Origin of the sequence: Streptomyces sp. NPDC059718, from assembly GCF_042733315.1 — a bacterium.
Lineage (GTDB): Bacteria > Actinomycetota > Actinomycetes > Streptomycetales > Streptomycetaceae > Actinacidiphila.
The window spans coordinates 18,678-40,339 of the sequence record NZ_JBHWGA010000042.1 but is presented as its reverse complement, the minus strand read 5'-3'; the positions used below and the strand labels follow the sequence as shown (position 1 = coordinate 40,339).

Annotated in this window: 28 protein-coding genes and 1 pseudogene; 8 read left to right on the top strand and 21 right to left on the bottom strand. The window is 71.3% G+C overall.

Annotation, left to right across the window (positions count from 1 at the left end; translation table 11 throughout):
• Positions 1–13 precede the first annotated feature (13 nt).
• The 4 genes and pseudogenes from ACFV3E_RS35040 to ACFV3E_RS35025 form a co-directional block, all read right to left on the bottom strand.
• A complete protein-coding gene (locus tag ACFV3E_RS35040) occupies positions 14–889 on the bottom strand; it encodes an RNA polymerase sigma-70 factor (RefSeq protein WP_500538746.1) in 876 nt (291 codons plus the stop codon).
• 48 nt (positions 890–937) lie between these two features.
• Positions 938–1,669, bottom strand: a complete 732-nt coding sequence (locus tag ACFV3E_RS35035) for an SDR family oxidoreductase (protein ID WP_500538824.1) — start codon at positions 1,667–1,669, stop codon at positions 938–940.
• Between the two features lie 423 nt (positions 1,670–2,092).
• Positions 2,093–2,323 (bottom strand): annotated as a pseudogene (locus ACFV3E_RS35030) (SpoIIE family protein phosphatase); the annotation flags it as partial.
• A gap of 419 nt (positions 2,324–2,742) precedes the next feature.
• Positions 2,743–3,009, bottom strand: a complete 267-nt coding sequence (locus ACFV3E_RS35025; protein ID WP_500371659.1) for a WhiB family transcriptional regulator — start codon at positions 3,007–3,009, stop codon at positions 2,743–2,745.
• A 309-nt stretch (positions 3,010–3,318) separates the two neighbouring features.
• Here ACFV3E_RS35025 and ACFV3E_RS35020 point away from each other — a divergent pair, with 309 nt between their 5' ends.
• Positions 3,319–3,816, top strand: coding sequence for an Ohr family peroxiredoxin (locus tag ACFV3E_RS35020; protein WP_500538744.1), 498 nt, complete (start codon positions 3,319–3,321; stop codon positions 3,814–3,816).
• Between the two features lie 3 nt (positions 3,817–3,819).
• On the opposite strand, the gene ACFV3E_RS35015 is transcribed toward ACFV3E_RS35020, so the two are convergent.
• A complete protein-coding gene (locus ACFV3E_RS35015; protein WP_500538742.1) occupies positions 3,820–4,539 on the bottom strand; it encodes a hypothetical protein in 720 nt (239 codons plus the stop codon).
• A gap of 166 nt (positions 4,540–4,705) precedes the next feature.
• Here ACFV3E_RS35015 and ACFV3E_RS35010 point away from each other — a divergent pair, with 166 nt between their 5' ends.
• From ACFV3E_RS35010 to ACFV3E_RS35000, 3 genes are all read left to right on the top strand, one after another.
• Positions 4,706–5,182 carry a MarR family winged helix-turn-helix transcriptional regulator gene (locus ACFV3E_RS35010; RefSeq protein ID WP_500538740.1) on the top strand — a complete coding sequence of 159 codons (477 nt, stop codon included), beginning with the start codon at positions 4,706–4,708 and terminating at the stop codon, positions 5,180–5,182.
• Between the two features lie 113 nt (positions 5,183–5,295).
• Positions 5,296–5,853: a hypothetical protein gene (locus ACFV3E_RS35005; RefSeq protein WP_500538738.1), complete on the top strand. Its 558-nt coding sequence runs from the start codon at positions 5,296–5,298 to the stop codon at positions 5,851–5,853.
• Positions 5,854–5,896: 43 nt separating this feature from the next.
• Positions 5,897–6,370, top strand: coding sequence for a hypothetical protein (locus tag ACFV3E_RS35000; RefSeq protein ID WP_500538736.1), 474 nt, complete (start codon positions 5,897–5,899; stop codon positions 6,368–6,370).
• A gap of 68 nt (positions 6,371–6,438) precedes the next feature.
• Here ACFV3E_RS35000 and ACFV3E_RS34995 read toward each other — a convergent pair whose 3' ends face one another.
• Both ACFV3E_RS34995 and ACFV3E_RS34990 read right to left on the bottom strand, forming a co-directional pair.
• Complete coding sequence (locus ACFV3E_RS34995; protein ID WP_500538734.1) at positions 6,439–6,606, bottom strand: hypothetical protein; 168 nt, start codon at positions 6,604–6,606, stop codon at positions 6,439–6,441.
• 203 nt (positions 6,607–6,809) lie between these two features.
• Positions 6,810–7,949: a winged helix DNA-binding domain-containing protein gene (locus ACFV3E_RS34990; protein WP_500538730.1), complete on the bottom strand. Its 1,140-nt coding sequence runs from the start codon at positions 7,947–7,949 to the stop codon at positions 6,810–6,812.
• Between the two features lie 109 nt (positions 7,950–8,058).
• On the opposite strand from ACFV3E_RS34990, the gene ACFV3E_RS34985 reads away from it, so the two are divergent.
• Both ACFV3E_RS34985 and ACFV3E_RS34980 read left to right on the top strand, forming a co-directional pair.
• Entirely contained in the window at positions 8,059–8,226 is a 168-nt protein-coding gene (locus ACFV3E_RS34985; protein ID WP_026251678.1) for a DUF5670 family protein, read from the top strand.
• A gap of 181 nt (positions 8,227–8,407) precedes the next feature.
• Positions 8,408–8,746 (top strand): DUF3040 domain-containing protein, encoded by a 339-nt coding sequence (locus tag ACFV3E_RS34980; RefSeq protein ID WP_500538728.1) that lies wholly within the window; start codon positions 8,408–8,410, stop codon positions 8,744–8,746.
• A 167-nt stretch (positions 8,747–8,913) separates the two neighbouring features.
• Here the strand turns inward: ACFV3E_RS34980 and ACFV3E_RS34975 are convergent, their stop codons facing one another.
• From ACFV3E_RS34975 to ACFV3E_RS34960, 4 genes are all read right to left on the bottom strand, one after another.
• Positions 8,914–9,588, bottom strand: a complete 675-nt coding sequence (locus tag ACFV3E_RS34975; protein WP_500538726.1) for an HhH-GDP family DNA glycosylase — start codon at positions 9,586–9,588, stop codon at positions 8,914–8,916.
• A 205-nt stretch (positions 9,589–9,793) separates the two neighbouring features.
• Positions 9,794–10,015 (bottom strand): DUF5133 domain-containing protein, encoded by a 222-nt coding sequence (locus ACFV3E_RS34970; RefSeq protein WP_500538725.1) that lies wholly within the window; start codon positions 10,013–10,015, stop codon positions 9,794–9,796.
• 75 nt (positions 10,016–10,090) lie between these two features.
• Positions 10,091–10,972, bottom strand: a complete 882-nt coding sequence (locus ACFV3E_RS34965; RefSeq protein WP_500538722.1) for an SDR family oxidoreductase — start codon at positions 10,970–10,972, stop codon at positions 10,091–10,093.
• Positions 10,973–10,985: 13 nt separating this feature from the next.
• Positions 10,986–12,452, bottom strand: coding sequence for an aminotransferase class I/II-fold pyridoxal phosphate-dependent enzyme (locus tag ACFV3E_RS34960; RefSeq protein WP_500538720.1), 1,467 nt, complete (start codon positions 12,450–12,452; stop codon positions 10,986–10,988).
• Positions 12,453–12,694: 242 nt separating this feature from the next.
• Here ACFV3E_RS34960 and ACFV3E_RS34955 point away from each other — a divergent pair, with 242 nt between their 5' ends.
• Positions 12,695–12,913 (top strand): hypothetical protein, encoded by a 219-nt coding sequence (locus tag ACFV3E_RS34955; RefSeq protein WP_500538718.1) that lies wholly within the window; start codon positions 12,695–12,697, stop codon positions 12,911–12,913.
• A 189-nt stretch (positions 12,914–13,102) separates the two neighbouring features.
• Positions 13,103–13,663: a hemerythrin domain-containing protein gene (locus ACFV3E_RS34950; RefSeq protein ID WP_500538716.1), complete on the top strand. Its 561-nt coding sequence runs from the start codon at positions 13,103–13,105 to the stop codon at positions 13,661–13,663.
• Positions 13,664–13,790: 127 nt separating this feature from the next.
• On the opposite strand, the gene ACFV3E_RS34945 is transcribed toward ACFV3E_RS34950, so the two are convergent.
• The 10 genes from ACFV3E_RS34945 to ACFV3E_RS34900 all read right to left on the bottom strand — a co-directional run bounded on the left by ACFV3E_RS34945 (position 13,791) and on the right by ACFV3E_RS34900 (position 21,587).
• Positions 13,791–14,756: an LLM class F420-dependent oxidoreductase gene (locus tag ACFV3E_RS34945; protein ID WP_500538714.1), complete on the bottom strand. Its 966-nt coding sequence runs from the start codon at positions 14,754–14,756 to the stop codon at positions 13,791–13,793.
• A 177-nt stretch (positions 14,757–14,933) separates the two neighbouring features.
• The gene (locus ACFV3E_RS34940) at positions 14,934–15,107 is read right to left on the bottom strand and encodes a hypothetical protein (protein WP_500538712.1); all 174 of its coding nucleotides are present in this window, start codon (positions 15,105–15,107) and stop codon (positions 14,934–14,936) included.
• 105 nt (positions 15,108–15,212) lie between these two features.
• Complete coding sequence (locus ACFV3E_RS34935; RefSeq protein ID WP_500538710.1) at positions 15,213–17,417, bottom strand: FUSC family protein; 2,205 nt, start codon at positions 17,415–17,417, stop codon at positions 15,213–15,215.
• A gap of 85 nt (positions 17,418–17,502) precedes the next feature.
• The gene (locus ACFV3E_RS34930) at positions 17,503–18,132 is read right to left on the bottom strand and encodes a cysteine hydrolase family protein (protein ID WP_500538708.1); all 630 of its coding nucleotides are present in this window, start codon (positions 18,130–18,132) and stop codon (positions 17,503–17,505) included.
• A gap of 399 nt (positions 18,133–18,531) precedes the next feature.
• Positions 18,532–18,762, bottom strand: a complete 231-nt coding sequence (locus tag ACFV3E_RS34925) for a DUF6480 family protein (RefSeq protein ID WP_500538706.1) — start codon at positions 18,760–18,762, stop codon at positions 18,532–18,534.
• Positions 18,763–18,840: 78 nt separating this feature from the next.
• A complete protein-coding gene (locus ACFV3E_RS34920) occupies positions 18,841–19,473 on the bottom strand; it encodes a UdgX family uracil-DNA binding protein (RefSeq protein WP_500538705.1) in 633 nt (210 codons plus the stop codon).
• Between the two features lie 140 nt (positions 19,474–19,613).
• Positions 19,614–19,769, bottom strand: coding sequence for a DUF6131 family protein (locus ACFV3E_RS34915; protein WP_089228969.1), 156 nt, complete (start codon positions 19,767–19,769; stop codon positions 19,614–19,616).
• A 30-nt stretch (positions 19,770–19,799) separates the two neighbouring features.
• The gene (locus ACFV3E_RS34910) at positions 19,800–20,126 is read right to left on the bottom strand and encodes a plasmid stabilization protein (RefSeq protein ID WP_500538703.1); all 327 of its coding nucleotides are present in this window, start codon (positions 20,124–20,126) and stop codon (positions 19,800–19,802) included.
• Between the two features lie 118 nt (positions 20,127–20,244).
• Complete coding sequence (locus tag ACFV3E_RS34905; protein WP_500538701.1) at positions 20,245–20,721, bottom strand: hypothetical protein; 477 nt, start codon at positions 20,719–20,721, stop codon at positions 20,245–20,247.
• 29 nt (positions 20,722–20,750) lie between these two features.
• Positions 20,751–21,587 (bottom strand): Rieske (2Fe-2S) protein, encoded by an 837-nt coding sequence (locus tag ACFV3E_RS34900; RefSeq protein ID WP_500538699.1) that lies wholly within the window; start codon positions 21,585–21,587, stop codon positions 20,751–20,753.
• Positions 21,588–21,662: the final 75 nt, after the last annotated feature.

Genomic DNA, 21,662 nt, shown 5'->3' with positions numbered 1-21,662 from the left:
GGTCCGTGCGCGCTCAATTGTCCAGGACGGCGAGTTTCGTCGGGCTCATCATCCACATCACCCGGTCAATGCCCTCCGGTGTGACGCTCAACGTCAGGACGGCGAAGACCGTGCCGTCGCGGGACAGCTTCATGGCGGGCCCGCCGTTCACCTGGACGGGCTCCACGGTGGCGCCGACCCAGAACCGGTCGGCGAAGGCGTGGTGGTACTTGGCCACCCGCTGACGGCCGACGACGGGGAACTTCGAGGCACGGACCTCGCCTCCGCCGTCGGAGTACGAGACGACGTCCTCGGCGAACATGTCCTCCAGCACGCCCACCTCCCCGGCCTTCGCGGCCGCCACGAACGCCGTCAGGAAGCGCTGTCGGTCGGCGGTCACCACACCGGCCCGCTTCTCCGCCGCCAGGTGCTTGCGCGCCCGGCTCACCAGTTGGCGCGCGTTGGCGTTGGACTGTCCGATGATCTCCGCGATCTGCGCGTAGGGGTACTCGAAGGCCTCCCGGAGCACATAGGCGGCGCGTTCCGCGGGCGTGAGCTTCTCCAGGAGCATCAGCACCGCGACCTCCAGCGCCTCCCCGTTCACGGCCCCCAGCGCGGGATCGCTCTCGGTGTCCACCGGCTCCGGCAGCCAGGGTCCGACGTAGGTCTCACGCCGGGCTCTGGCCGACTGCAGCACGTTGATGGCGAGCCTGGTGACCGTCGTCGCGAGGAACGCCGGGGGGTTCTCCACCTTGGAGCGGTCGTAGGTCTGCCAGCGGATCCACGCCTCCTGCAGGATGTCCTCGGCCTCGCTCACGCTGCCGAGCATCCGGTAGGCGATGCCGAACAGAGCGCCACGGGCGGCCTGGAACTCCTCCTGTGCTTCCTGGAGGTCGTCGGCGTCATCCACTGCGTCGTCCTCGGTCGGCGTCGTCCGCGGTCGGGACGCGCCCGTCGGTCAGGACAGCCAGTCCCGGTAGTGGGTAGGGGCGATGCGGGCGGCTTCCCCACCGACGAGGACGTCGCCCTGGGGGACGGCGAACATGCCCGCCGTGTCGTCGACGACGACGGAACGCCCGTCGCCCTTGGCGGCGATGGTGATCCGGCCGATCTCGTCGAGGGAGAAGACATCGGGCCCGGCGATGTCCACGGTCCCGTTGAGCGGGGGACCCGAGGCGACCTCGGCGACCATCCGCGCGACGTCGGCGGCGGCGATCGGCTGGAGCGGGGTGTGCGGCAGCCGGACGGTGTACCCGTCGGTGGTCCAGGACATCGTCGCGTCCATGAACTCCATGAACTGCGTGGCGCGGACGATGGAGTACGGGATCGAACCCGCCTTGAGGATGTCCTCCTGCAGCACCTTCGCCCGGTAGTAGTCCAGCTCCGGCACCTGGTCCACGCCCACGATGGAGAGGATGACCATGTGACCGACGCCGCCCTTCTCACAGGCGGCGATCAGGTTGTCCATCGACGTCTGGAAGAACGCGGGCGAGGCCTCGTCGAAGGTCGGCGAGTTCGTGAGGTTGACGACGACGTCCGCGCCCGCGACGGCCTCCACGACGCCCTCGCCGCTCAGGAGGTCCACGCCGGTGGACAGGGAGTGCGGCACGGCCTCCTGGCCGGCCGCGTTGAGGTCCTTCACGACCTGCGAGCCGATGAGCCCGGTTCCGCCGATGACTGCGATTTTCATGGCTTTGCCCATCTCCCGATGCGTATGACCGGTGAATGCCCGTACGTGCTTAACGTACCTTCGCGGCACTCGACGCGCCTGGTCTGCCGCGGAGGCCGCCCGAGGGCACACCGGACCGCGCCGCACGGTGTGACGGGCAGGCGGTGTCAGGGCCCGCAGGCCGCCATCACCCGAGGGGGCGGCGGACCGGAACTCCCCGCCGCGCCCGGCGGCGGCCCGCCCGGAACCCGCCCGGCCTCCGCCCCGGGGGCGGTCGCCTGCGCGGGGAAGGGAACCCGCTGGAGGGCGACGATGGCGACGTCGTCGCTCAGCGGGCCCCTGAGGTGCCGGCACGGGTCTTCCCGCACGAGGCCTCCGGGCCCGTCGCCCGCTCAGGCCGAGGGGCGGCCCGCTGCGTCGGGGCGCCAGCAGGGTGACGTGCCCGCCACCGGAGACGAGGGGCGCGGGGTTGCCGCAGTTGACCGCGCGGATGACCCGCCGGTCGTCGGGTATCTCCAACGCCAGCGCGGTGACGCAGCGTTCGGCGGCGTCGTGGTGGCTCTCCTCGAACTCCTCCAGGTGGGTGCGCATGCTGCCCTCCGGGTGCGCGGCCACTTGGGACAGGGTGGCGCAGCGGGGTGCCGCCTCCCTGAACGCGCCGACGGCGGCCGCCACTTCGTGGATCCCTTGCAGGCCCTTGCCGCGGACGTTCCGATCAGCGTCCGCGTCGCTCCGGGGACGCGGGCGGCCGAGGTCGCCGCCGACGGTGGTGTGGGCGTCGGAGGACTGGTAGGCGGCGGCGAGGAGGAGCAGCTCGACGGCGGGCCGTATCCCCGGCCCCCATGAGCGGGGGGGCGGGGCGGGTGCGGAGCGGAAGGGAGGGGATCACGCACTGCCTTTCCGTGCGGTGGGATGGCGTGGCCGCGCGATCGCGCCCGTGTGGGGCGCTGCGCCACAGTTCCGGCCTTCCAGGCACGACATGACATCCACCGCATATGCGACATGGATCCCACCCGCCCCGCAGTGCCATCCGTCCCCGACCCCTATGGAATGTCGTCACGGCGGACGGCGGGCTGGAGCTCGTCCGACCCGGATCAGACGGTGGCCTGCCGCGTCTTCCGCCAGCGCTCCACGTAGTCGCGGCGCTGCATCCTCCGCCGCTCGTCCTCCGTGGTGCCGCCCCAGATCCCGTCGAGACGGCCGGCCGCCAGCGCCGACCGCAGGCACTGCGCCGTGACGGGGCACCGCAGGCACACGGCCTTGGCCTCCTGGATCTGCGCCATTCCCGGGCCGCTGCCGCTGATGGGGAAGAACAGCTCCGGATCCTCCTCGCGGCACGCAGCGTCGTAACGCCAATTCATGAAGACCTCCTGGTGGGGACGGGCCGGGACTCTTCATGGAGACCAGTGGATCGAGGTGGCTGTGACGCCCGATATGCCGCGCTTGGGTGCCCGGCGGACCACCCGGGCGCCAATCGCTCGGGCCCGCGGGCGAGTTCACGCGGAATTCACCCCCGGCGTGTCACAAGTCGATCAGCTGATTGGTCAGAGTCGGTGATCGGGTCCGGGCCTCTCCCGGGATGACGAAGGGCGGACCATGCAGACCACAGTCATGTGCGGCGGAAAGGCGCCCGCACCCTGCGGGAGCCGGCTCCGGAGAGAGGCACCGCGGTGAGCGAGCCGACCCAGTGGCCCGGGCTGTCCACGGCGAAGGACTACGACGGCACGGCCTTCTCCCCCATCTACACGACGTCCGTGACCGTCAGCGGCGGCGAGGTGAGCCACGGACGGGCATCGGGACGGGCCCGGTCGTCCGACGGGATGCTCGACCTCGTGCTGCGGCTGCCCTCCGAACTCGGCGGGGAGAGCGGCGGCACGAATCCGGAACAGCTGTTCGCCGCCGGGCTCGCGGCCTGCTTCCACGGCGCCCTCAGCCTGGTCGCCCGGCAGGCCGGCCGGAACCCCGCGACGATCGCGGTGGAGGCCTCCGTCGCCTTCGGCCGGGACCCCCTGGACGGCGGCTACCTGGTGCGGGCGGACCTGCTGATCACCTGGCCGGGGACGGACGCGGCGACCGCCGCTCCCCTGCTGAGGCGGGCGGACTCCCTGTGTCCCTACACCAAGATGCTGGCGCTGGGGACGCCGGCGACGCTCACCCTCGCCCCCTGAGCCTCACGCGTAGTGCACGTCGCTGACGTCGATCGAGACGAGCAACGTGTCACGCCGCGGGCTGCCGTCCTCGGCGCGGAGGTACACCCGGCGCTTCGAGGGCATCCGCAGCCCCTGGGCCTCGACGTAGTCGTGGACGTACTGCGCGCACGCGAAGCCGCCCGCGATCTCCACGTGGTAGTCGTAGCGGCGCAGCCGGAGGGCGTCGTCGAAGTAGAAGTCCTGCTCGCGGGAGTGGGTGGCCACGTCCTCGGGGAACGTGGCGCGCAGGCCCCGCCACGTCTCGTCCTCCTCGCGCCACGCCCCGATGCCGGTGACGGTGACCCCCGGCCCGGCGAGCAGGAAGGGGGTGGTCAGGTAGGTCCACAGGGCGTAGCCGTTGAAGTAGGCGCGGTCCAGCGCGTCCCAGGGGGTGGTCATGGTGTGCCCCGCGAAGTGGGAGCGCGGGTCGCCGCGCTCGGCGACGACCGTGCCGTCGGCCTTCTCGATCGCGACACGGCCGGGGGTGAAGTCGGTCCGCCGGCCGGGCGCGCCATAGGGGCGCAGGGACGCCCGCTCCTCGTGGAGCCACACGGTCATGTCGCGGGGCGCCGGGTCCTGCGGCACGCCCTTCAGCGCCCACAGCTCGCCGCCGGTGACGATCGTCGCGCGGACCTCGCCGAACCGCGCGTAGCGGTCACCGCCGCCGTGCGCCCTAAGGATCTCCGCCAGGTACCGGTCCATGGCCGTTCGCTTCCGTCGCACGGCCCCGAGTACGTGGGACGAGTCTTCCAGGGAGCCCGCGGCGGCACAAAGAGATCGATCGCTTTGAGTGACGCATTCGGCTCAACCGCGCCCTGCGGAATGTGGAGCTTTCAAGCAGAATTTCCGCGCTGGATATGCTGAACAAATGGAGAAGGGCAAGAGCGACCCATGGCTGACCGGTGACGAGCAGCGCGCCTGGCGCATCTACCTGGAGGTCGGCACTCTGCTGCTCAGTCAACTCGGACGTGACCTGGAACCGTTCGACCTGACGATCAACGACTACGAGATCCTGGTGAACCTCTCGGAGTCGCCCGAGCACCGTATGCGGATGAGCGACCTGGCCCGCGCCACCCTGCAGTCCAAGAGCCGGCTGTCCCACCAGATCAGCCGCATGGAGAACGCCGGACTGGTCCGCCGCGAGAACTGCGAGTCCGACCGGCGCGGACTGTTCGCCGTCCTCACGGACGAAGGCTGGGAGACCATGCGCAACGTCGCCCCGCACCACGTCGCCGCCGTACGGGAACACTTCATCGACCTGCTCCCCGCCGAGGACCAGGCCGCCCTCCGCAAGGCCCTCACCCCCGTCGTCGAGCACCTGCGCGCGCAACGCGGTACGGCCTGAGGGGCCACCGACGTCACATGTGACGAATGCCCGCACAAGTGGCGTTTTGGACACCGGCCCCAGGGCAGGCGTCCGGCGAGGGGGGTTCCCGTGAGTGCGAGGGAGTCGACCCCATGTCAACAGGGACACTTCTGGCGATCATCATCCCCGTGGTGGTGATAATCGCCCTGATCGCGGTGGCGTCCACCCTCTACGTACGCCACCGGCGCCTGAAGGACCGCTTCGGCCCGGAGTACGACCGGACCGTGGAAGGCGCCAACAGCCGCATGGACGCCGAGCGGGACCTCGCCGCGCGCACCAAGCGTCACGACTCGCTGGACATCAAGCCGCTGCCGAGCGGCATCCGTGACCGCTACGCGCGGGAGTGGACCAGCGTCCAGGAGGAGTTCGTCGACCGGCCCGAGGACGCCGTCCACGACGCCGACAGCCTGGTGGGCTCCCTGATGCGCGACCGCGGATACCCGACCGAGAACTTCGACCAGCAGGTCAAGGACCTGTCGGTGGAACACGGCCGGACCCTGGACCACTACCGGGCGGCCCATGAGGTCAACGACCTCAGCACCCGGCACGAGGCCACGACCGAGCAGCTGCGCGGCGCGATGGTCCACTACCGCGCGCTGTTCGACGAACTGCTCACCGACGGCGGTGGGCGGCGCCACGCCCGGGCCTGACGAAGGGCCCGTCCCGGAACACCGATCAGGAAGGCGGAGAACGATGGAACGCGAGCGCGTCTCCCGCGGAAGCGGTCTGGCCACAGAAGACCTCGCAGAGACCCACGCACCCGCCGGCCCCGAGGAGGACCGCCCGGAAGCGGCCTCGAGGGCACCAGAGTACCCCGGCGAGAGCACCGGAACACGGGGCGAACCGCCCCCGGAGGACATGGCGGGCACTCCTGCCCGGGAGACCGCCGCGGACGAGGCCCCGGAACTCTTGGGATCCCAGGACCAGGAGAACTTCCGCGACCGCTGGCAGCGGATCCAGAGCGAGTTCGTCGACGACCCACGCGATGCCGTGCACGCCGCCGACGAGTTGGTCGCCGACGTCATGCAGAAGCTGGCGTCGACGTTCGCCCAGCACAAGGGGGACCTGGAAGGCCAGTGGACCCGTGGCGAGCAGGTGAACACGGAGGACCTGCGCACCGCGCTCCGGCGCTACCGGTCCTTCTTCAACCGCCTGCTGTCCACCTGAGTCCGTCCCGGCGGGGCGCTGTCCGTGCAGCGCCCCGCCCGAACACCGTCGGGGTGCGACGGAGCGAGCTAGAAATCCTCAAGGCCGGTGCCCCGGCGCTTCTCGTGCGGTGGAATCTTCAACTGCTCCGAGCCCCGCTCCTCTTCATCCGTGGAAGGCGTCTCCGATTCCCGGGTGGCCTCTTCCTCCAGGTCCCGATCCGCGTCTCGGCGGGTCTCCTTGTCCGGCTGCCCCATGGGCCGACTCCTCCCTTGTGAAATAAGTGGCCCTTCAGGAGTATTGCCAATAAATCCGATGATAAGTGCGGGAAAGATTCCGGCAGGAGAGCCTCCGCGACACGACGCGAGACGGTGAAATGGCGAAGCGGAGGTGGGTCCTGTGACGCACGGGACGCAAAGGGATCCGGCAGGTACCGCGACGGCGGCGGCGCACCGACACGTCAGGCCTTGACGAAGCGGCTCTCGACGCCGGGGAACCCCTTGTCCCACCAGTGTGCGTAACGCCGGTAGACGGCCGGGTCGCGGTCGGCGAGCAGAGTCCACAGCTTCGCCGCCTCTTCCACCAGCCCCTGCCAGGCGGCCTTGCCGAGCTTGTGGAAGGCGGTCAGCTCCAGGCCGTCGCCGGTCGCGCGCCACACGCCGGCGACCCGCCCGTCGACGAGCAGGCACGGCAGCGTGTCGCCGTTGCGCCGCGCGATCAGCGGCCGGTACTCCTCGGGCACGACCCGCCCCGCGCCGGCGTGGGCCAGCAGGATGCTGTCCCACATGGGGAGCAGCCTCGGCGGCGCCGGTGTGTCCTCGTCGGGGACGGTGGCGTCGGCGAGGTCGTACAGGGCCGCGCGGCCCGGTCCCGCCACCTGCGTCACCTGGTCGCCGAGCCCGTTCAGCGCCCTGGTGACGACGGAGCGCTGCAGCAGGGTGAAGCGTGCGAAGTCCTGGGGCGAGGCAGGCCCGAACGCGCCCAGGTAGGCGAGCAGCAGCCGCCGCACCCCGGCGTCCGTCTGCTCGGGCTCTGGCGCGGGGACCGCCGCGGAGGCGCGATAGGTGTTCGGCAGGGTGAACGACCAGGGACCGCCGGCCGGCGCGTGGTGTACGGGCGCGTACGTGCGCAGGGCCCACCACACGCGGTGGGCGTGCTCGCCGAAGCGTCCGGTGACCTCGTTCTCGACCTCGGTGCCGGTGCGGGGCCGGTCGAGGAACCCGGAGAGTTCGGGAAGCAACTCGTCGGCGTCGGCGGGGTCCAGCCCGGTCGAGGTGAAGCGGCGGTCGTACAGTCGTGACGCCCGCAGCGTGCCCCGCATCGCGGCGTGGTAGGCGGCATGGTCCTCGGCGTGGACGGCGTGCAGCGTGATCCGCATCAGGGTCGCCTTGTCTATCCGCCGGTCCGCGAACGCCGCGTCGAGGTCCTCCGGCGCGAAGTCCTGCACACGGTTCCACAGCGCAAGGTACGGGGAGGCCGGGGTCTGTGCCTGCAGCGCGCAGACCCGGCGTACCGCCTCGGCCACGTCGAGGCGCCCGCGTTCGAGCAGGAGCTGACGGTCCAGGGTGGCGAGGGTCAGTTGCCGCGAGGTGAGGCTCATGGCCGGATTATGCCGCCCCGGTCCGACAGTCCTTCCCGGCGGCCGCCTCGGCGCGGTGGTGCATGGTGACGGAACACCAGGGCAGACGCGGGGTCAGGAGGTTGACGACATGGTTCCTTTGCTTCTTGTCCTGCTGCTGGCCCTGATCCTGTTCGGCGCCGGGTTCGCCCTCAAGGCCCTGTGGTGGATCGCCGTCATCGTGCTGGTGGTGTGGCTGCTCGGGTTCGTGTTCCGGGCCGCCGAGGGCGGCGGGCGCCGCCGCTGGTACCGATGGTGACCTGACGCCCGCCCGCAGCACGCCGGGTGCCCGCCGCGCATCGCGGCGGGCCCCTGTTCGTCGGGCGCCACCGGCCGTATCAGGTCATTCATCGTGCTGCGGCGATCCCGGCCGCACAACGGGGTACACGCGGAGCACAGATGGCCGGAGCAGCCCGGCCCACACCTGCCAGGAGAGGCCGATGAGGGAGGACTGCCGGCTCACCGTCCGGGAACGCATGGCTCTCGACGGAATCGAGCGCCTGCTCCGCCGTGACGACCGGGCGCTCGCCCGGCGACTGCGCACCATGCGCGTCCGTACGCCCCTGCGGGAGTTCGCGGCGCGGTTCGCACGGTGGCCGCGCGCCCTGCTGGTGACCTTCCTCGCCGGCACCACCCTGGCCCTGCTGCTGACGGCGACGCTGACCAGGGACACCTCGCTGGTGTGGGTCGGCGCGGCCTCGTGGGCCGTCACCTTGCTCGCTGCCGCGTGGCCGACCTCACGCTGGCGGCGGACCGGTCGGCGCCGGCGGGTCGCGTAAGGGGCCCTCAGCCGGCGGACGGTGAGCGCGGCACGAGGGCGGCGAGGGCCACGACCGCGGTCACCCGGCCACTGCGACCGGCTCACGCCAGGCGCGTCGTGCTCAGCGGGCCGGACGACCGCGCCGACCTGCCGAGGTCTCCGGGCCGCGCCGCTGGGAATCCCCGCTCAGGACTGTGCCTCGGCGACCTCTTCGACCACGTGGCGGTCGAGAGCCGCCCGCACCAGGGCCGCGGCGAAGACCGCGTAGGCGGCCTTGGGCACCAGGGCCGCCAGCTCCTCCGGCCGAGCCGGAAGGCCGAGCCGCTCGGCGCCCTGCAGGGCCTTGTCGTCGAACAAGGGGCCCGTCTCCGGCCAGACCGCCTGCACCTCCCGCAGGAAGATGTCCACGCCGACCGGCCCGAGCCCGGGAACCTGGCGCAGAGCGCGCCGGATCTCGTCCGGGTCGCCGTCCGCCTCGTCCCGCAACCGGCGGAGGTCGCCGCCGTAGCGGTCGAGAAGCAGCTCCGCTCCGTCCCCGAGCTGCGTCGCCGTCCGTTCGTCGTAGCGCCGGTAGCGTCCCCTGCCCAGCGCGTCGACCCGCTGCTGCCAGGTGGCGTCGCGCATCCGACGCGGGTCGCGCATGCCCGCGGCGAAGAGCTCGTGCGCCGCGTCGATGGCCACGGACGCCTTGATCCGGGCACTGAGCAGGCAGGCTGCCACCAGCGCCTGGTAGAGCGGCTGCGGGGTGTTCTTCAGCTTGATGCCGGCGTCCTCGGCATAGGTGTGGCCTTCGCTGTCCAGCAAGGCCTTGACCGTCGCCTTGTCCTTCGCCTTGTCCCGGTGTCCGGTGGTCCCGGCCATCACGCATCACCTTCTCGGGAAGCGAAGCATCGCTTCAGTCCAGGCTGCTACCCGGCCACCCGGGCCCTACACCCCAGCGACCCTCGCCCGTCATCGCCCTCATCGTCCATCACCGGCTCGCCGGAGGGGTGGCAGCCGGTGGACGGCGAAGCCCGGTCGATCCGTGTTTGCCGAGGTAGGCGCCGCTGCCCCGCGCGTGCGTCCGTCAGGCCGGGACGGTCGAGTCGTCGTGCGGGCGGGCGCCCGGCAGGCGGAGGCGGGCGGCGAGCAGGGCGGCGTCGATGTCGCTGGTGCCGGTGGCGACGCAGAGGGTGTACGCGAGGTCCTCGAGCCGTCGGCGGACCTCGGGGTCCTCGGCATTGAGCAGCCTGAGGGTCTGGTACCGGTCGACCAGGTCATTCAGGACGGCGGGGTGGGCCATCAGCATGGCGTCTCCTCAAGCGAAGCCCAAAGGCGGTCGTTGATCCACCGTCTTCCCGGTCGGTGGCGGCGCATGCCGCTCTCAGGGCAGCGGCGTGCCGCCTGTGGCGTTGACGACTTCCGCCGTGATGTAACCGGCGCGCTGGGAGGCGAGGAAGACGTAGGCGGGGGCCATCTCGGCCGGCTGGGCGGGTCGACCGAGCGGGGACTGCTTGCCGAACTCGGTGGTGTCCGGGAGGGTCGCCGGGATGAGCGGGGTCCACACCGGTCCCGGGGCCACCGCGTTGACGCGGATCCCCTTGGAGGCGACCATCTGTGCCAGTCCCTGCGTGAAGTTGACGATCGCCGCCTTCGTCATGGCGTAGTCCAGCAGATGGGGGCTGGGCTTGTAGGCCTGCACGGAGCTGGTGTTGATGATCGAGCCGCCGGCGGGGAGGTGCTCGAGGGCCGACTTCGACAACCAGAACATCGCGTACAGGTTGGTCTTGAGCACCCGGTCGAACTGCTCCGTGTCGATCGCGCCGATCCCGTCCGGCTGTGACATCTGGTACGCGGCGTTGTTGACCAGGATGTCGAGCCGTCCGAATTGCGCGAGCGCCAGGTCGACCACCTCGCGGCACTGCTCCTCTTCGCGGATGTCACAGGACAGGGCGACGCCCTTGCGTCCGGCGTCCACGATGAGTCCGACGGTGGTGTCCGCGTCGGCCCTCTCCTCGGGCAGGTGCGTGATGAGCACGTCCGCGCCCTCGCGGGCGAAAGCGAGCGCGACGGCCCGGCCGATCCCGGAGTCGCCACCGGTGATCACCGCGGCCTTGCCCTCCAGCAGGCCACTGCCTTCGTAGGAGGTCTCCCCGTGGTCGGGGGGCGGGTCCATCGGCCCCGTCCAGCCCGGAGGCGGCTGGTCCTGGGCGGGGAAGTCCGGCTGAGGGTGGCGGCTGACCGGGTCCTCGTTGCGGGAGGTCATGCGGGTTCCTCCGTCACTTCTCGATCGCGACTCGGATGGAGCGCACCTTCTGGTCGGCGGCGTCCGGGACGACCATCCCGGCCTCGACGCCCGTGCGCAGGTAGTCCAGCACGTGCCGGTTGAGACGTTCGCCGGGCAGGGCGGCAGGGATGCCGGGCGGGTAGGGCGTGAGCATTTCCGCGGTGATCCTGCCCTCGGCCTCCGCGATCGGGACCTGCTCGGTCTCGCCGAAGAAGGCGTCGCGGGGCAGGACGACCTGTTCCAGGGTGAGTTCCTCCGGGCTCGGAATGTGCACGGGAACCGCGGGGCGCAGATCGCCCACGTGGTCGACGAGGTCGGCCAGGGCGGTGACCAGGACCTTCGTGGTGTCTTCGTGGTCGGCGTGGGTGAGCTGGGCGCTGATCCTGCGGTGGTCGCTGACGTGGAGGTTCACCCCGTGGTGGGCGCGCAGCCAGTCGGCGGCCCGGTATCCCGTGGTGCCCAGCGCGGAGATGTCGACGATCACCTGCAGGGGGTCCAGATCGGCGGCCCGGCCCGGGGCGCAGAAGTCCGCGCGGCCGTGCACGTGGAAGCCGTCGAGGGTTTGGATCTGGCCGCGCAGGGCCTCGGCCACGGCGAGGGCCCGGTCGTACAGGGCGTGGCCGTGCTCCACCATCTGCCGGCGCCAGCCGTCCAGCGCTGCGTAGAGCAGCACCGAGGGGCTGGTGGTGCCCAGCAGGTCCTCGCGGGCCTTGAGTACGGCGGGGTCGATCAGGTCCCCTTGGAGGTGGAAGACCGAGGTCTGCTCCAGGGCCGACCCCATCTTGTGCACGGAGGTGACGCACACGTCCGCTCCGGCGTCCATCGCCCAGGTCGGCAACGACGGGTGGAAGGGCAGGTGCGCTCCCCACGCCTCGTCGACGATCAGCGGCTTGCCCTGCCGGTGGCACTCCTCGGCGATCGCGCACAGATCCGCGCAGGTCCCGTACGGGGTGGGGCTGGTGACCAGGGCGCCCTTGGCGTCCGGGTGGTCGCGCAGGGCCGCGGCGAACGCCTGCGGGGACGGCGGATGGGCCAGGTGCAGGTCGGGGTCCCACTCGGGGCGCACCCAGATCGGCTCCTGGCCCGAGAGGATCAGCCCCGAGATGACGGACTTGTGGGCGTCCCGTCCGACCACGAGCTTTTCGTGGGGTCCGGCGACCGAGAGCATCGCCGACTTGACCGACAGCGAGCTGCCGCAGGTGGAGAAGAACGTGTGCTCCGCTCCCACGGCGTCCGCCATGAGCGCCTGCGCCCGCTCCAGGACGCCGTGAGAGGAGGTGCGATCGTCCAGGCCGCTGGTGGCCAGGATGTCGGAGCGGAAGACCGCCTCTCCCAGCGCCTCCAGGACACGGGGGTCGGCGCCCCGGCCCTGTTTGTGACCGGGTGGGGTGAACGGTGTCTGACCGGTCGCGTGGTAGGCGGCCAGCGCCTCCAGGACCGGCGCCTGCGAATGGTCCATGAACAGCGGTTGCCCCCGCCCGGATGGCGGAAACGCCTCCTGGGAGGACGGGGGTGGTCAGCGACCGCGGTGCTCAGTCTGCGGCTCCTGAGGGTCGGCTTCTCACCCTCCTTTATGGGCGCGTGCGGCGGCACCATCGGCTCATGCGGCCGCACCGCGACGAACGCCGGGGGCCTGCCGCGGCCGTTCGGTCGTGCGCCGCGGTGGCGGGTAGGCGTGCCGGAGACGGCCGGGAGGCCGCGATGCCCGGGGAACTCGACGAGCTGTACGCACGCGTCGCGGAGGAGCTGACCGCACGGGCCGGTCCGCTGTGGGCCGTCGCGCTCGCCCTGCACCGCGATCCCGAGCCGTCCTTCGAGGAGGTACGTGCGGCCCGCATGCTGACCGGTCACCTGGAGCGGGGGAGGGCTTCGCCGTGGAGTTCGCCGCCGCCGGGGCCGGCTCCCGGGCCCGGAAGGTGATGCCGGCCGCGGCCCAGGCGCCGGCCTGCACCGCAGCCGACGTCCTGGTCGATCCCGGGGTGCGCTTTGCGGCCTGGGCCGAACATCGTCGTCCGGATGGCTGACAAAGGGGGCGTGCCCGTCGTGGGACCGGGAAGCCGCTCCGGAGAAGACCGTAGACCGCACACCGACCCGGAAGGGAGCCATGTGATGGGACACGGCGGAAACGTCATCGCGGAACTCACAGCCGACCACCGCGAGGTGGAGGAGTACTTCGCCCGTCTGCGGGCCCTGCCCGCGGGCGACAAGGAACGCCGGAACGTGCTCGACGAGGTCACCATCGAGCTGGTGCGGCACTCGGTGGCCGAGGAGATGTACCTGTACCCGGCCGTCCGGAAGCACCTGCCCGGCGGGGACGCCCTGGCCGACAAGGAGATCCAGGAACACGCCGAGGTCGAACAGGTCCTCAAGGACCTGGAGGACGCCGACATCGACGACCCCCGCTTCGACCGGATGGTGCAGAAGCTGGTCACCGACGTCACCGAGCACGTCCGGGAGGAGGAGCAGCAGCTCTTCCCGAGCCTGGCGCAGGCCTGCACGCCCGAGCAGCTCTACGAACTCGGCGAGCAGGTCCGGCGGGCCAAGAAGATCGCCCCGACCCGCCCGCACCCCAGCGCTCCGGACACCCCGCCCGGCAACAAGCTCCTGGCGCCGGGGACCGGACTGGTGGACCGGGCACGCGACTTCGTCACCGGCCGCGGCCGTTCCTGACGCGAGCCGGCTTCCCTGGGCCGTTCGGGCGGATGCCCGCCGGAGCGGCCCAGCGGCCTGTCTCCGCCCGCACCCGCACGGCCACCGCGGCCCCCGGGACCGTGGTCCGACACGTCGGTGACCGGGGTCAGAGCTCGCGCAGCGCGGGCAGGAGGGTCTTCTCCGCCCAGTCCAGGAAGGCCATCTGGGTGTCACCGCCGACCTGGACGAGGGCGATCTCGGTGAACCCCGCCTCCGCGTACGGGCGGACCGCCTCCACGAAGGCATCCAGGTCGTCCCCGCAGGGGATGGACTCCGCGACGTCCTCCGGGCGCACGTGGGCGCCGGCCGAGGCGAAGGCCTCCGTCCCGGGCAGTTCGGAGTTGACCTTCCAGCCGCCGTCGAACCATCGGAACTGCTCGTGCGCCCGGCGCACGGCCGTCGCCCGGTCCGGGTCGTAGGACACCGGCAGCTGTCCGACCCGTGGCTTGCCCGTACCTCCGTGCTCGTCGAACGCGGCCACCAGTTCGGCGTCCGGCTCGGTGGCGATCATCAGGTCTGCGAGCCGTCCCGCCAGTTCGCAGGACTGTGCCCCGGAGACGGCGACCCCGATCGGCGGCGGAAGGTCGGGCAGGTCCCACAGCTTCGCCGACTCGACGTCGAAGTGCTCGCCGCGGTGGTTGACGTAGCCTCCCTCGAACAACGCCCGGATGATCTCCACGGCCTCGGCGAGCATCTCGTGGCGGACGTCCACGGCCGGCCATCCACCGCCCACGACGTGTTCGTTGAGGTTCTCCCCCGAACCCAGGCCGAGCCGGAACCTGCCCTCGGACAGCAGTTGCACCGTCGCCGCCTTCTGCGCGACGACGGCGGGGTGGTAGCGCACGGTCGGACAGGTCACGTACGTCATCAGCGGGATCCGCGAGGTGGCCTGCGCGGCCGCTCCCAGTACGCTCCAGGCGTACGGCGCGTGACCCTGCTCGTCCAGCCAGGGGAAGTAGTGGTCGGAGGTCACCGAGAAGTCGAAGCCGGCCTCCTCGGCCCTGACCACGTGGGCCACCAGGTCCCGCGGGCCGGCCTGCTCGGTCATCATCGTGTATCCGAATTGCGTCATGTCGGGCGGCTGCCCGGTGAAGGCCGGGAAAAACGGCTCCCAGCGGTGTGTGGGCCGCAGGATCCGGGGCAGCCGGATCCTGCGGTGAGGCAGCCGCATGGTGGGTGAATGCCCCGGACGCCGGGTCCCCCCTCCCGGCGTCCGGGATCACCTCGCGTCACCCGGCCCGCCCGATCGTCAGTCAGGGGGTTCCTGCGGCGGGAGGTCGCGCGGCGCGTCGGGAACGTCCTTGTCCGGCCGCCCCCGTTCCGCGGCGTCGGGATCGCGCCCGCGGGCCTGCTGCAGATCCTGCTGGTCCTTCGGCGGCGGGGCCGTACGCTCCGCGTCTTCGGGCGTCTCGTCGCGCTTCATGCGTGTCTCCTTTCGGGTGGGCGGTCTCGATCGGACCTGTCCTTGGCCCTCGGCTGCCCTATGGGGGAGCACGCACACCTGTGGAGGACCCGCCGGTACCTGCGGCTACGAGTTGTAGCGGACGGGCACCTCGAGGGTTCGGGCAAGGCCCTGGATGCTCTCGTCCACGCGTTGCAGGTGCCGTACCACCCGCCGCGCCGCGTGGACGTCCTCGGCACGCGCTCCGGCGAAACCCTCTCCGAGGGGGGTGGGAATGCCGGAACCGCGCTCGATCGAGGTGTCCTCCTCGCCTCGAGCAGCAACCTGGCCGATCAGGGTCGCGAGGTTCCGGTCGATCCGGCCGGCCTCGTCCACGAGGCACGGATCGGGGCTGACGCGGACGCCGGCCGGCATGACTTCCACGGTGGCTGCCAGGCTGCGGGCGTGGAAGGCCGCCGTCTCCAGCAACCCCAGCGCGCAGAGCGCGGTGCGCCGCCGGGACCGCAGCGGGCTGATCGGGGTGATCAGCGGTTGCACCGACAGGCGCAGGCCGTCCAGGGCCGAATCCAGCGCGCGGGCCGGCACCAGCAGATCCCGGCCGGCCTCGCCGCCCAGCCGGGCCAGCGACTGCGACAGCACCGCGCGAAGGCGTTCCAGCACGTCGCGCAGCAACTGGTCCGTGCGTTCCCGGGTCCGCACCGGCAGCACGAGCAGAGCGGCGGCCAGCCCGCACGCGATCCCGAGCGCGGTCTCCTCGATGCGCACCACCAGCACGCCCGGGGTGAGGGCGTGGAGCAGTGTGTACAGCATGCCGATCATCGTGGTGACGAAGAAGGACATCAGTGTGTAGGACACCGCGGTCGTGTAGTACATGCCGAACACGCTGAGGACCACGAGCGCGAAGGCCAGCGGGGGGTCGTCGCCGATCAGGGCGGCGAGGGAGAGCCCGGCGACGACGCCCACCACCGTGCCGATCATCCGCCGGTACCCTCTGACCAGGAGCTCGCCGGTGGAGGCGGTGCTGATGAACACCACCCAGCACGTGAACACCGCCCAGTACCAGCGTTGCGGCGACAGCAGCTCACCGCCGACGACGGCCAGCGCCGATCCGGTCGCGACCTGCAGCGCGGTCCTGGTGGTGGGGCGGATGCGGGCGCCCTCCGGCTTCGGTACGACGCCGTCCCTCGCCAGGCCGGAGTCCTCTGCCGTGAGCTCCTCCCTCGACCGTGCCGCCTCGGCGGTGTCCTGGGATGCCGAGGTGTCCCCGTCGACGGCCAGGCTCAGGCCGAACAGGGCGCGGGCGAAGTCCCCGGCGGAGCGGAAGACGTCCCGCATCGCCGGTGACGCGTCGGGCAGGTGCTCGTCGTTGCGGTAGCCGAGCAGGCGGTCGCGCACCTCGGCGGTATCGGCGCCCTCCGGCCGCAGCCGACCCGGTCCGATCACCACGCGCAGCGCACGCAGTTCCGAGACCAGCGCGGGCAGCATCGCCGCGTCGCGGGCGTCGATGGAGGATCCGGCGCGGCCGATCCTGGTCAGGTGCCAGGTCAGGGTGTCGACATCGGCAGCGGGCCACAGGACCCGCAGCACGAGGATGGCCAGCCGTTCCACGGCCGTCTCCGCCTCCGCCACGCGGCGCTGGATCGCGGTGGCGGTGCGCTCGTCGGGCGTGCCGGTTGCCAGCCAGGTCTGGATCATCAACGCGGCCGTGTGCAGGCGGGCCGCGTACCGGCGCAGATCGTCGACCTGCCGCTCGGCCCGCGGCGCCTGCGGTCCACCCTCGGCCACCTCGATCAGCGCGTCGAGCACCAGCGCCAGACGCAGCCCGAAGGCCCGCTGCAGCCGTGCCAGCGTCCGCTCCGGCGGCGAGCGCAGGACGGCGAAGCGGACCAGCGCCGAGCTGCCGAAGGCCACCACCACGCCCAGGAACAGCTGCGGCAATTGCTCCACGCGGGTCTCGGCGAACTGGGTCACGAAGAAGAGTTGGAAGGCGAAGATGCCCAGCGTGGTCGCGCGCGAGCCCAGCCGGCGGATGTAGATGGCGGCGAAGATCAAGAGCACGAACACCACGTCCGCCACGACCCGGTACGGCGTCAGCGCGCTGCCGACCGCCATGGTCGCCAGCGCGATGGGCAATCCGGCCGCGAGGGTCAGCAGCTGGTCGCGCGGCCGGGGCTCGGTGACCGCCACCGTGCTGACGATCGCGGTGAGGGCACCCGTCACCAGGACGGGTATCGGGGCACGCAGCGCCGCGAGGACACCGAGCGTCAACAGGACCGCGCAGACCGTGCTCAGCGCGGACAGCAGCCGGATCAGTCCGGGATCGGACGCCACGAGCCGATCCCGGACGTTCGCCGGCCAAGATCGGGCCGCCCGCTGCATCCCGGCTGCTCTCCTCACCGCACGGATGGTGGAAGTGTCACGCGCCCAGGTCGTCGAGCGAGGCCAGGAAGTCGTCGACGCTGACCACGCTGTGCGAGATCATGTTCAGGCCGCGCATCATCGCCTGGTACGTGACCAGGCCGCCGGGCGCGGCGATCGCGTCGGTGAACGTCGTGACGTGGTGGGCGCGCTCCATCGCGCTGCGGGCCGTCGACTCCACGGCCATGATCCCGGAGACTCCGGCGATCGCCAGGTATTCGACGTCGCGCTGCCGCAACTGGAATTCGAGGTCGGTGTGGTGGAGCACGTCCAGGCCCTTGTGCGGCGCGAGGACCACCTCGCCCGGCTGGGGAGCCAGATCCTCGTAGAACGAGGTGTTCCAGGTTCCCGCCTCGAACAGCCGGTTGTCGAACATCTCCCGGTGCATCCCGGAGACGTGCTTCCACGTCGCATAGTCCTCGCGGGTGAAGGCGGTCGTCGAGTAGAAGACGGGGATGTCCTTGTGCCGTCGCACCCCGGCGACGAGCCTGCGCAGGTTGTCGATCGTGCCAAGCCTCTCGTATTCCGGCGCGTAGATGGCATAGGCCTTGCCGTCCTTCGAGAAGTTCTCGTTGACGAGGTCGACGAGAAGCAATCCCACTCGGCCGCGTTCGTAGGTGCTCGGCATGACCAACCTCCAACGCCATGGGCCCGCGGTTTCCACCATGCGCCCCGACCGACCGCTGAGCGCGCCGAACGGGCCGTGCCGGGCCCAGACCTGCGCTGTCACCTGCACGTTTACGTATGCGAATCGGAACTGAGGGAGGCGGTGCCCATGGTGAGTCAGCCCGTCACGCCGAGCGCGGCGCGCATGTCTCGGTTCCGGCCGAGGGAGCCCACCGTGCGCTCGACCGACCGTTCACTTCAGCGGATCACGACCCAGTTCATGAGGGAGAACCGCCACCGCGTCGCCCTTGCCCAGGTCGCGTGCGGCCATGGATTCCTCCTCGACGGAGCCGTTCCCATGTCCGGGTGCCCCTGCCCAGTACCGGTAAGGGCCCCCACGCGTCACAGCAATGGACTGTGGCTAGGTGGAGAGTGCGACGATCATGGCGATCACTCCCGCAAGGAAGATCGCGACGACACAGAAGATCAACACCAGCGGTGTGAATCCCCACGCCTTGCGAAGTTCCGGCCGCTCGGGGAGGGAGATCCCGTGGGTGGTGCTGCTTTCCGCCGGGGGTGTCTCCGTGGGCGGCACCTTGCGTTCGGCACTGCTGCTCGGGGCGGAACGGTTGCCTGCATGCGGCGTGCTCATGGCACACCTCCCAGAGGGACGCGGTCAGTGCATCTGCTGAGCCTCTGCCCTGGACCCGACCCGGGAAACGGAATCAGGTCATCCGAGGGCGTCGGCCACCACGCGCAGGTCCGCCACCAGCCCGGCGTACATCTCCTCGCGGTTCTCGCCGGCGCGCAGCACCGCGGAGGGGTGGACGGTGGCGAGGACGTGCGCCCCGTCGAGGGGCACGCCGGGCGTCAGGAGCCTTCCGCGCTGCCGGGTGACCCGGAACTCCGGGCCCATCAGGGCCTTGGCGGCGGTGGCGCCGAGGGCGACCACGATGCGCGGGGCGATCCGTTCCAGCTCGGCCTCCAGCCAGGGCTTGCAGGCCGCGACCTCGCGGAGCGTGGGCTGCTTGTGGATCCGCCGCTTGCCACCCTCCGGGACGGTGAACTTGAAGTGCTTGACGGCGTTGGTGACGTAGGCGTCGACCGAATCGATCCCGGCCTCTTCCAGCGCCCTGTGCAGCACCTGCCCGGCGGGGCCGACGAAGGGGAGCCCTTGCCGGTCCTCCTGGTCCCCGGGCTGCTCGCCCACCAGTACCAGCCGTGCGGACGGCTCCCCCTGCCCGAAGACGGTCCGGGTGGCATCCGCGTACAGCGGACACCCCTGGCAACCCGCGGCAGCGCGGCTCAGCGCCGCGAGGTCCGCATCCTCGGGGACATAGGGCGAGGCGTCGTATTCCGCCATGGGGCGTGCCTACCCCGCGGCCCTGAAACGAAGCCGGTGGCGGTGGCGGTGGCAACGGCCGCGACGGCCGCCGTGGCGGTCGGGGCGTCCGGGGCGGTCGGGGCGCCTCCGGAACGGCTGACGACCCGGATCCGCGCCTCCTACCAGTAGTGCTTGCGTCCGCCGACGCTGTGCCCCACCGCGCCCAGCACCCAGAGCACGAGGCCGATGATCACCAGGATGATCCCGATGGTCCACAGGATCGAGATCCCGGTGAGGAAGCCGATGATCAGCAGGATGATGCCGAGGATGAGCATGATGTCCTCCGCTGGTTGACCCGCGTGCGCTCAGCGGTCGCCGAGGGCTCGTTGGAGTTCCGCCTTGTTCATGTGCGAACGACCGTCGACGTTGCGGCGCTTGGCCTCGGCGTAGAGCTGGTCGCGTGTGGGCCCCTGGGAGCCCTTGCCGGAACGCTGTCCGCCGCGCCTGCCCGAGGACATGTCCTCGAGGGAGGAACGGCTGGCGGTCTTGGACTCGCCCGCCCGGGCACGTTCCTTGTTGACCGTACGGGCGGCGATCTCCTTGGCCCGCTTCTCGCTCTCGCCCCGGTCCTCGGCGCTCTCCTTGATGTGCTCGTACTGCCGCTCACGCTTACGGCTCGACCCTGCGGGCATGCGATTCACCCCATTTGCTGGTCTTGGTCCTAGGTGACGGCTACCCTGAATCGGCGGATCATCACACGTTTCACTCGGGCAGCCTGACGGCGAAAGATGTCACGGGCGGCGGCCAGGATCAGCCGAGACCGGCGCCGACGGCTTCGCGGCGTACGGTCTCCACCGTGTCGATCTGCTCCCGCGCGCGGTCCAGGAGGAGGCGCAGACGGTCCTCGTCCAGGTCCTTCTTCGGCGTGAGCGACAGGAGCGACTGCCACAGCAGGCTCTTCCCCTCGATGCCCAGGCGCAGCACCTCGAGTTCGATGACCGTGCTCAGGCCGGAGCGGCGGGTGACCCGGCCGTTGAGCTTGAGCAGGCGCGCCTTCTCGGCGAGCCATCCCGCGTAGACCTTGTGACGCCGGGCCGGTACGTCGAGCGCGGCCATCAGGTCGAGGAGGCTCTGCCGGTCCTCGGCGATCTCGTCGGCCACGCGCCGCAGTTCGTCGCCGTGCGGGGTGGCGCGTTGGTGGTCGGCGAGGTGACGCGAGATCAGCTGCCCGGTGGTGGATCCCGCCAGATGGTCGTTCATGTAGATCTCGAGAGCCTGCTGACTCATGGCAGTTCCTCCTCGTGACTCAGGGTGGCTCAGGACCGCGCGAGCCGGACCTCGACCTGCCCGTCGGCGGATATCCGGCACTCGAAACGGGGCTGCGGCGCGGTCGCCGGCCCCTGGACGTTCGCGCCGTCCGAGAGGCGGAACTGGCTGCCGTGCCAGGGGCATTCGAGGCAGCCCTCGATGACCTTGCCCTCGTGCAGGGGGCCGTCCATGTGGTTGCAGCGGTCGGCCAGGGCGTGGAACCGCCCGTCGTCCGCGCGGACCACGACCACGGCCGCCTCGTCGGCCATCCGCCGCACCGGCTCGCCGAACGGGAAGTCCTGCGGCACGCCGACGCGATGCCAGCCCGGCTCCACCAGCACCGGCACCGCCTCCGCGTGGTTCACCCCGGCGCCCTGCCGGTAGGCGAGGTGGCCGCCGAGCACCCCGCCCACCGTGGCCATGGTCATGCCGCCGAAGCCGAGGGCCCGGCCGAGGATCGGGCGGCCCTTGATCCGGGCGGCCAGTGAGCAGGCGTACGCGGTGACGGCGACGAAGTTGGCGGTCGCGTGGACCAGGCCCACGCGGGCCTGCCGGGGACGCTGCTCCGCCCAGTCCACCCATCCGGCGAGGGCCGCCGGCACCGCGGAGACCAGACCGAGCGCCACCAGACGGCGGGCGGCGCGACTCTCGCCGGGGAGCAGGTCGAGTATCCCGGCGGAGGTCCAGGCGCCGATCGGCACCTGGACGAGTACCGGATGCACGGGGTGACCGAGCCACAGGCCGCGCAGCGCGTCACGTCCCCGGCCCAGCGGCAGGGCACGCACGGCCCGGCGGACGCCCGCGGCGAGTCCGTCGAGCCACTCCTGCTGCTCAAGGGTGTCCATCGCTGCAGGAAGGGCGGCGTTCGGAGAACCTTGCTTTTCGCTCATAAGCCTCATAAGCCTCATGTGGAGCGGCTT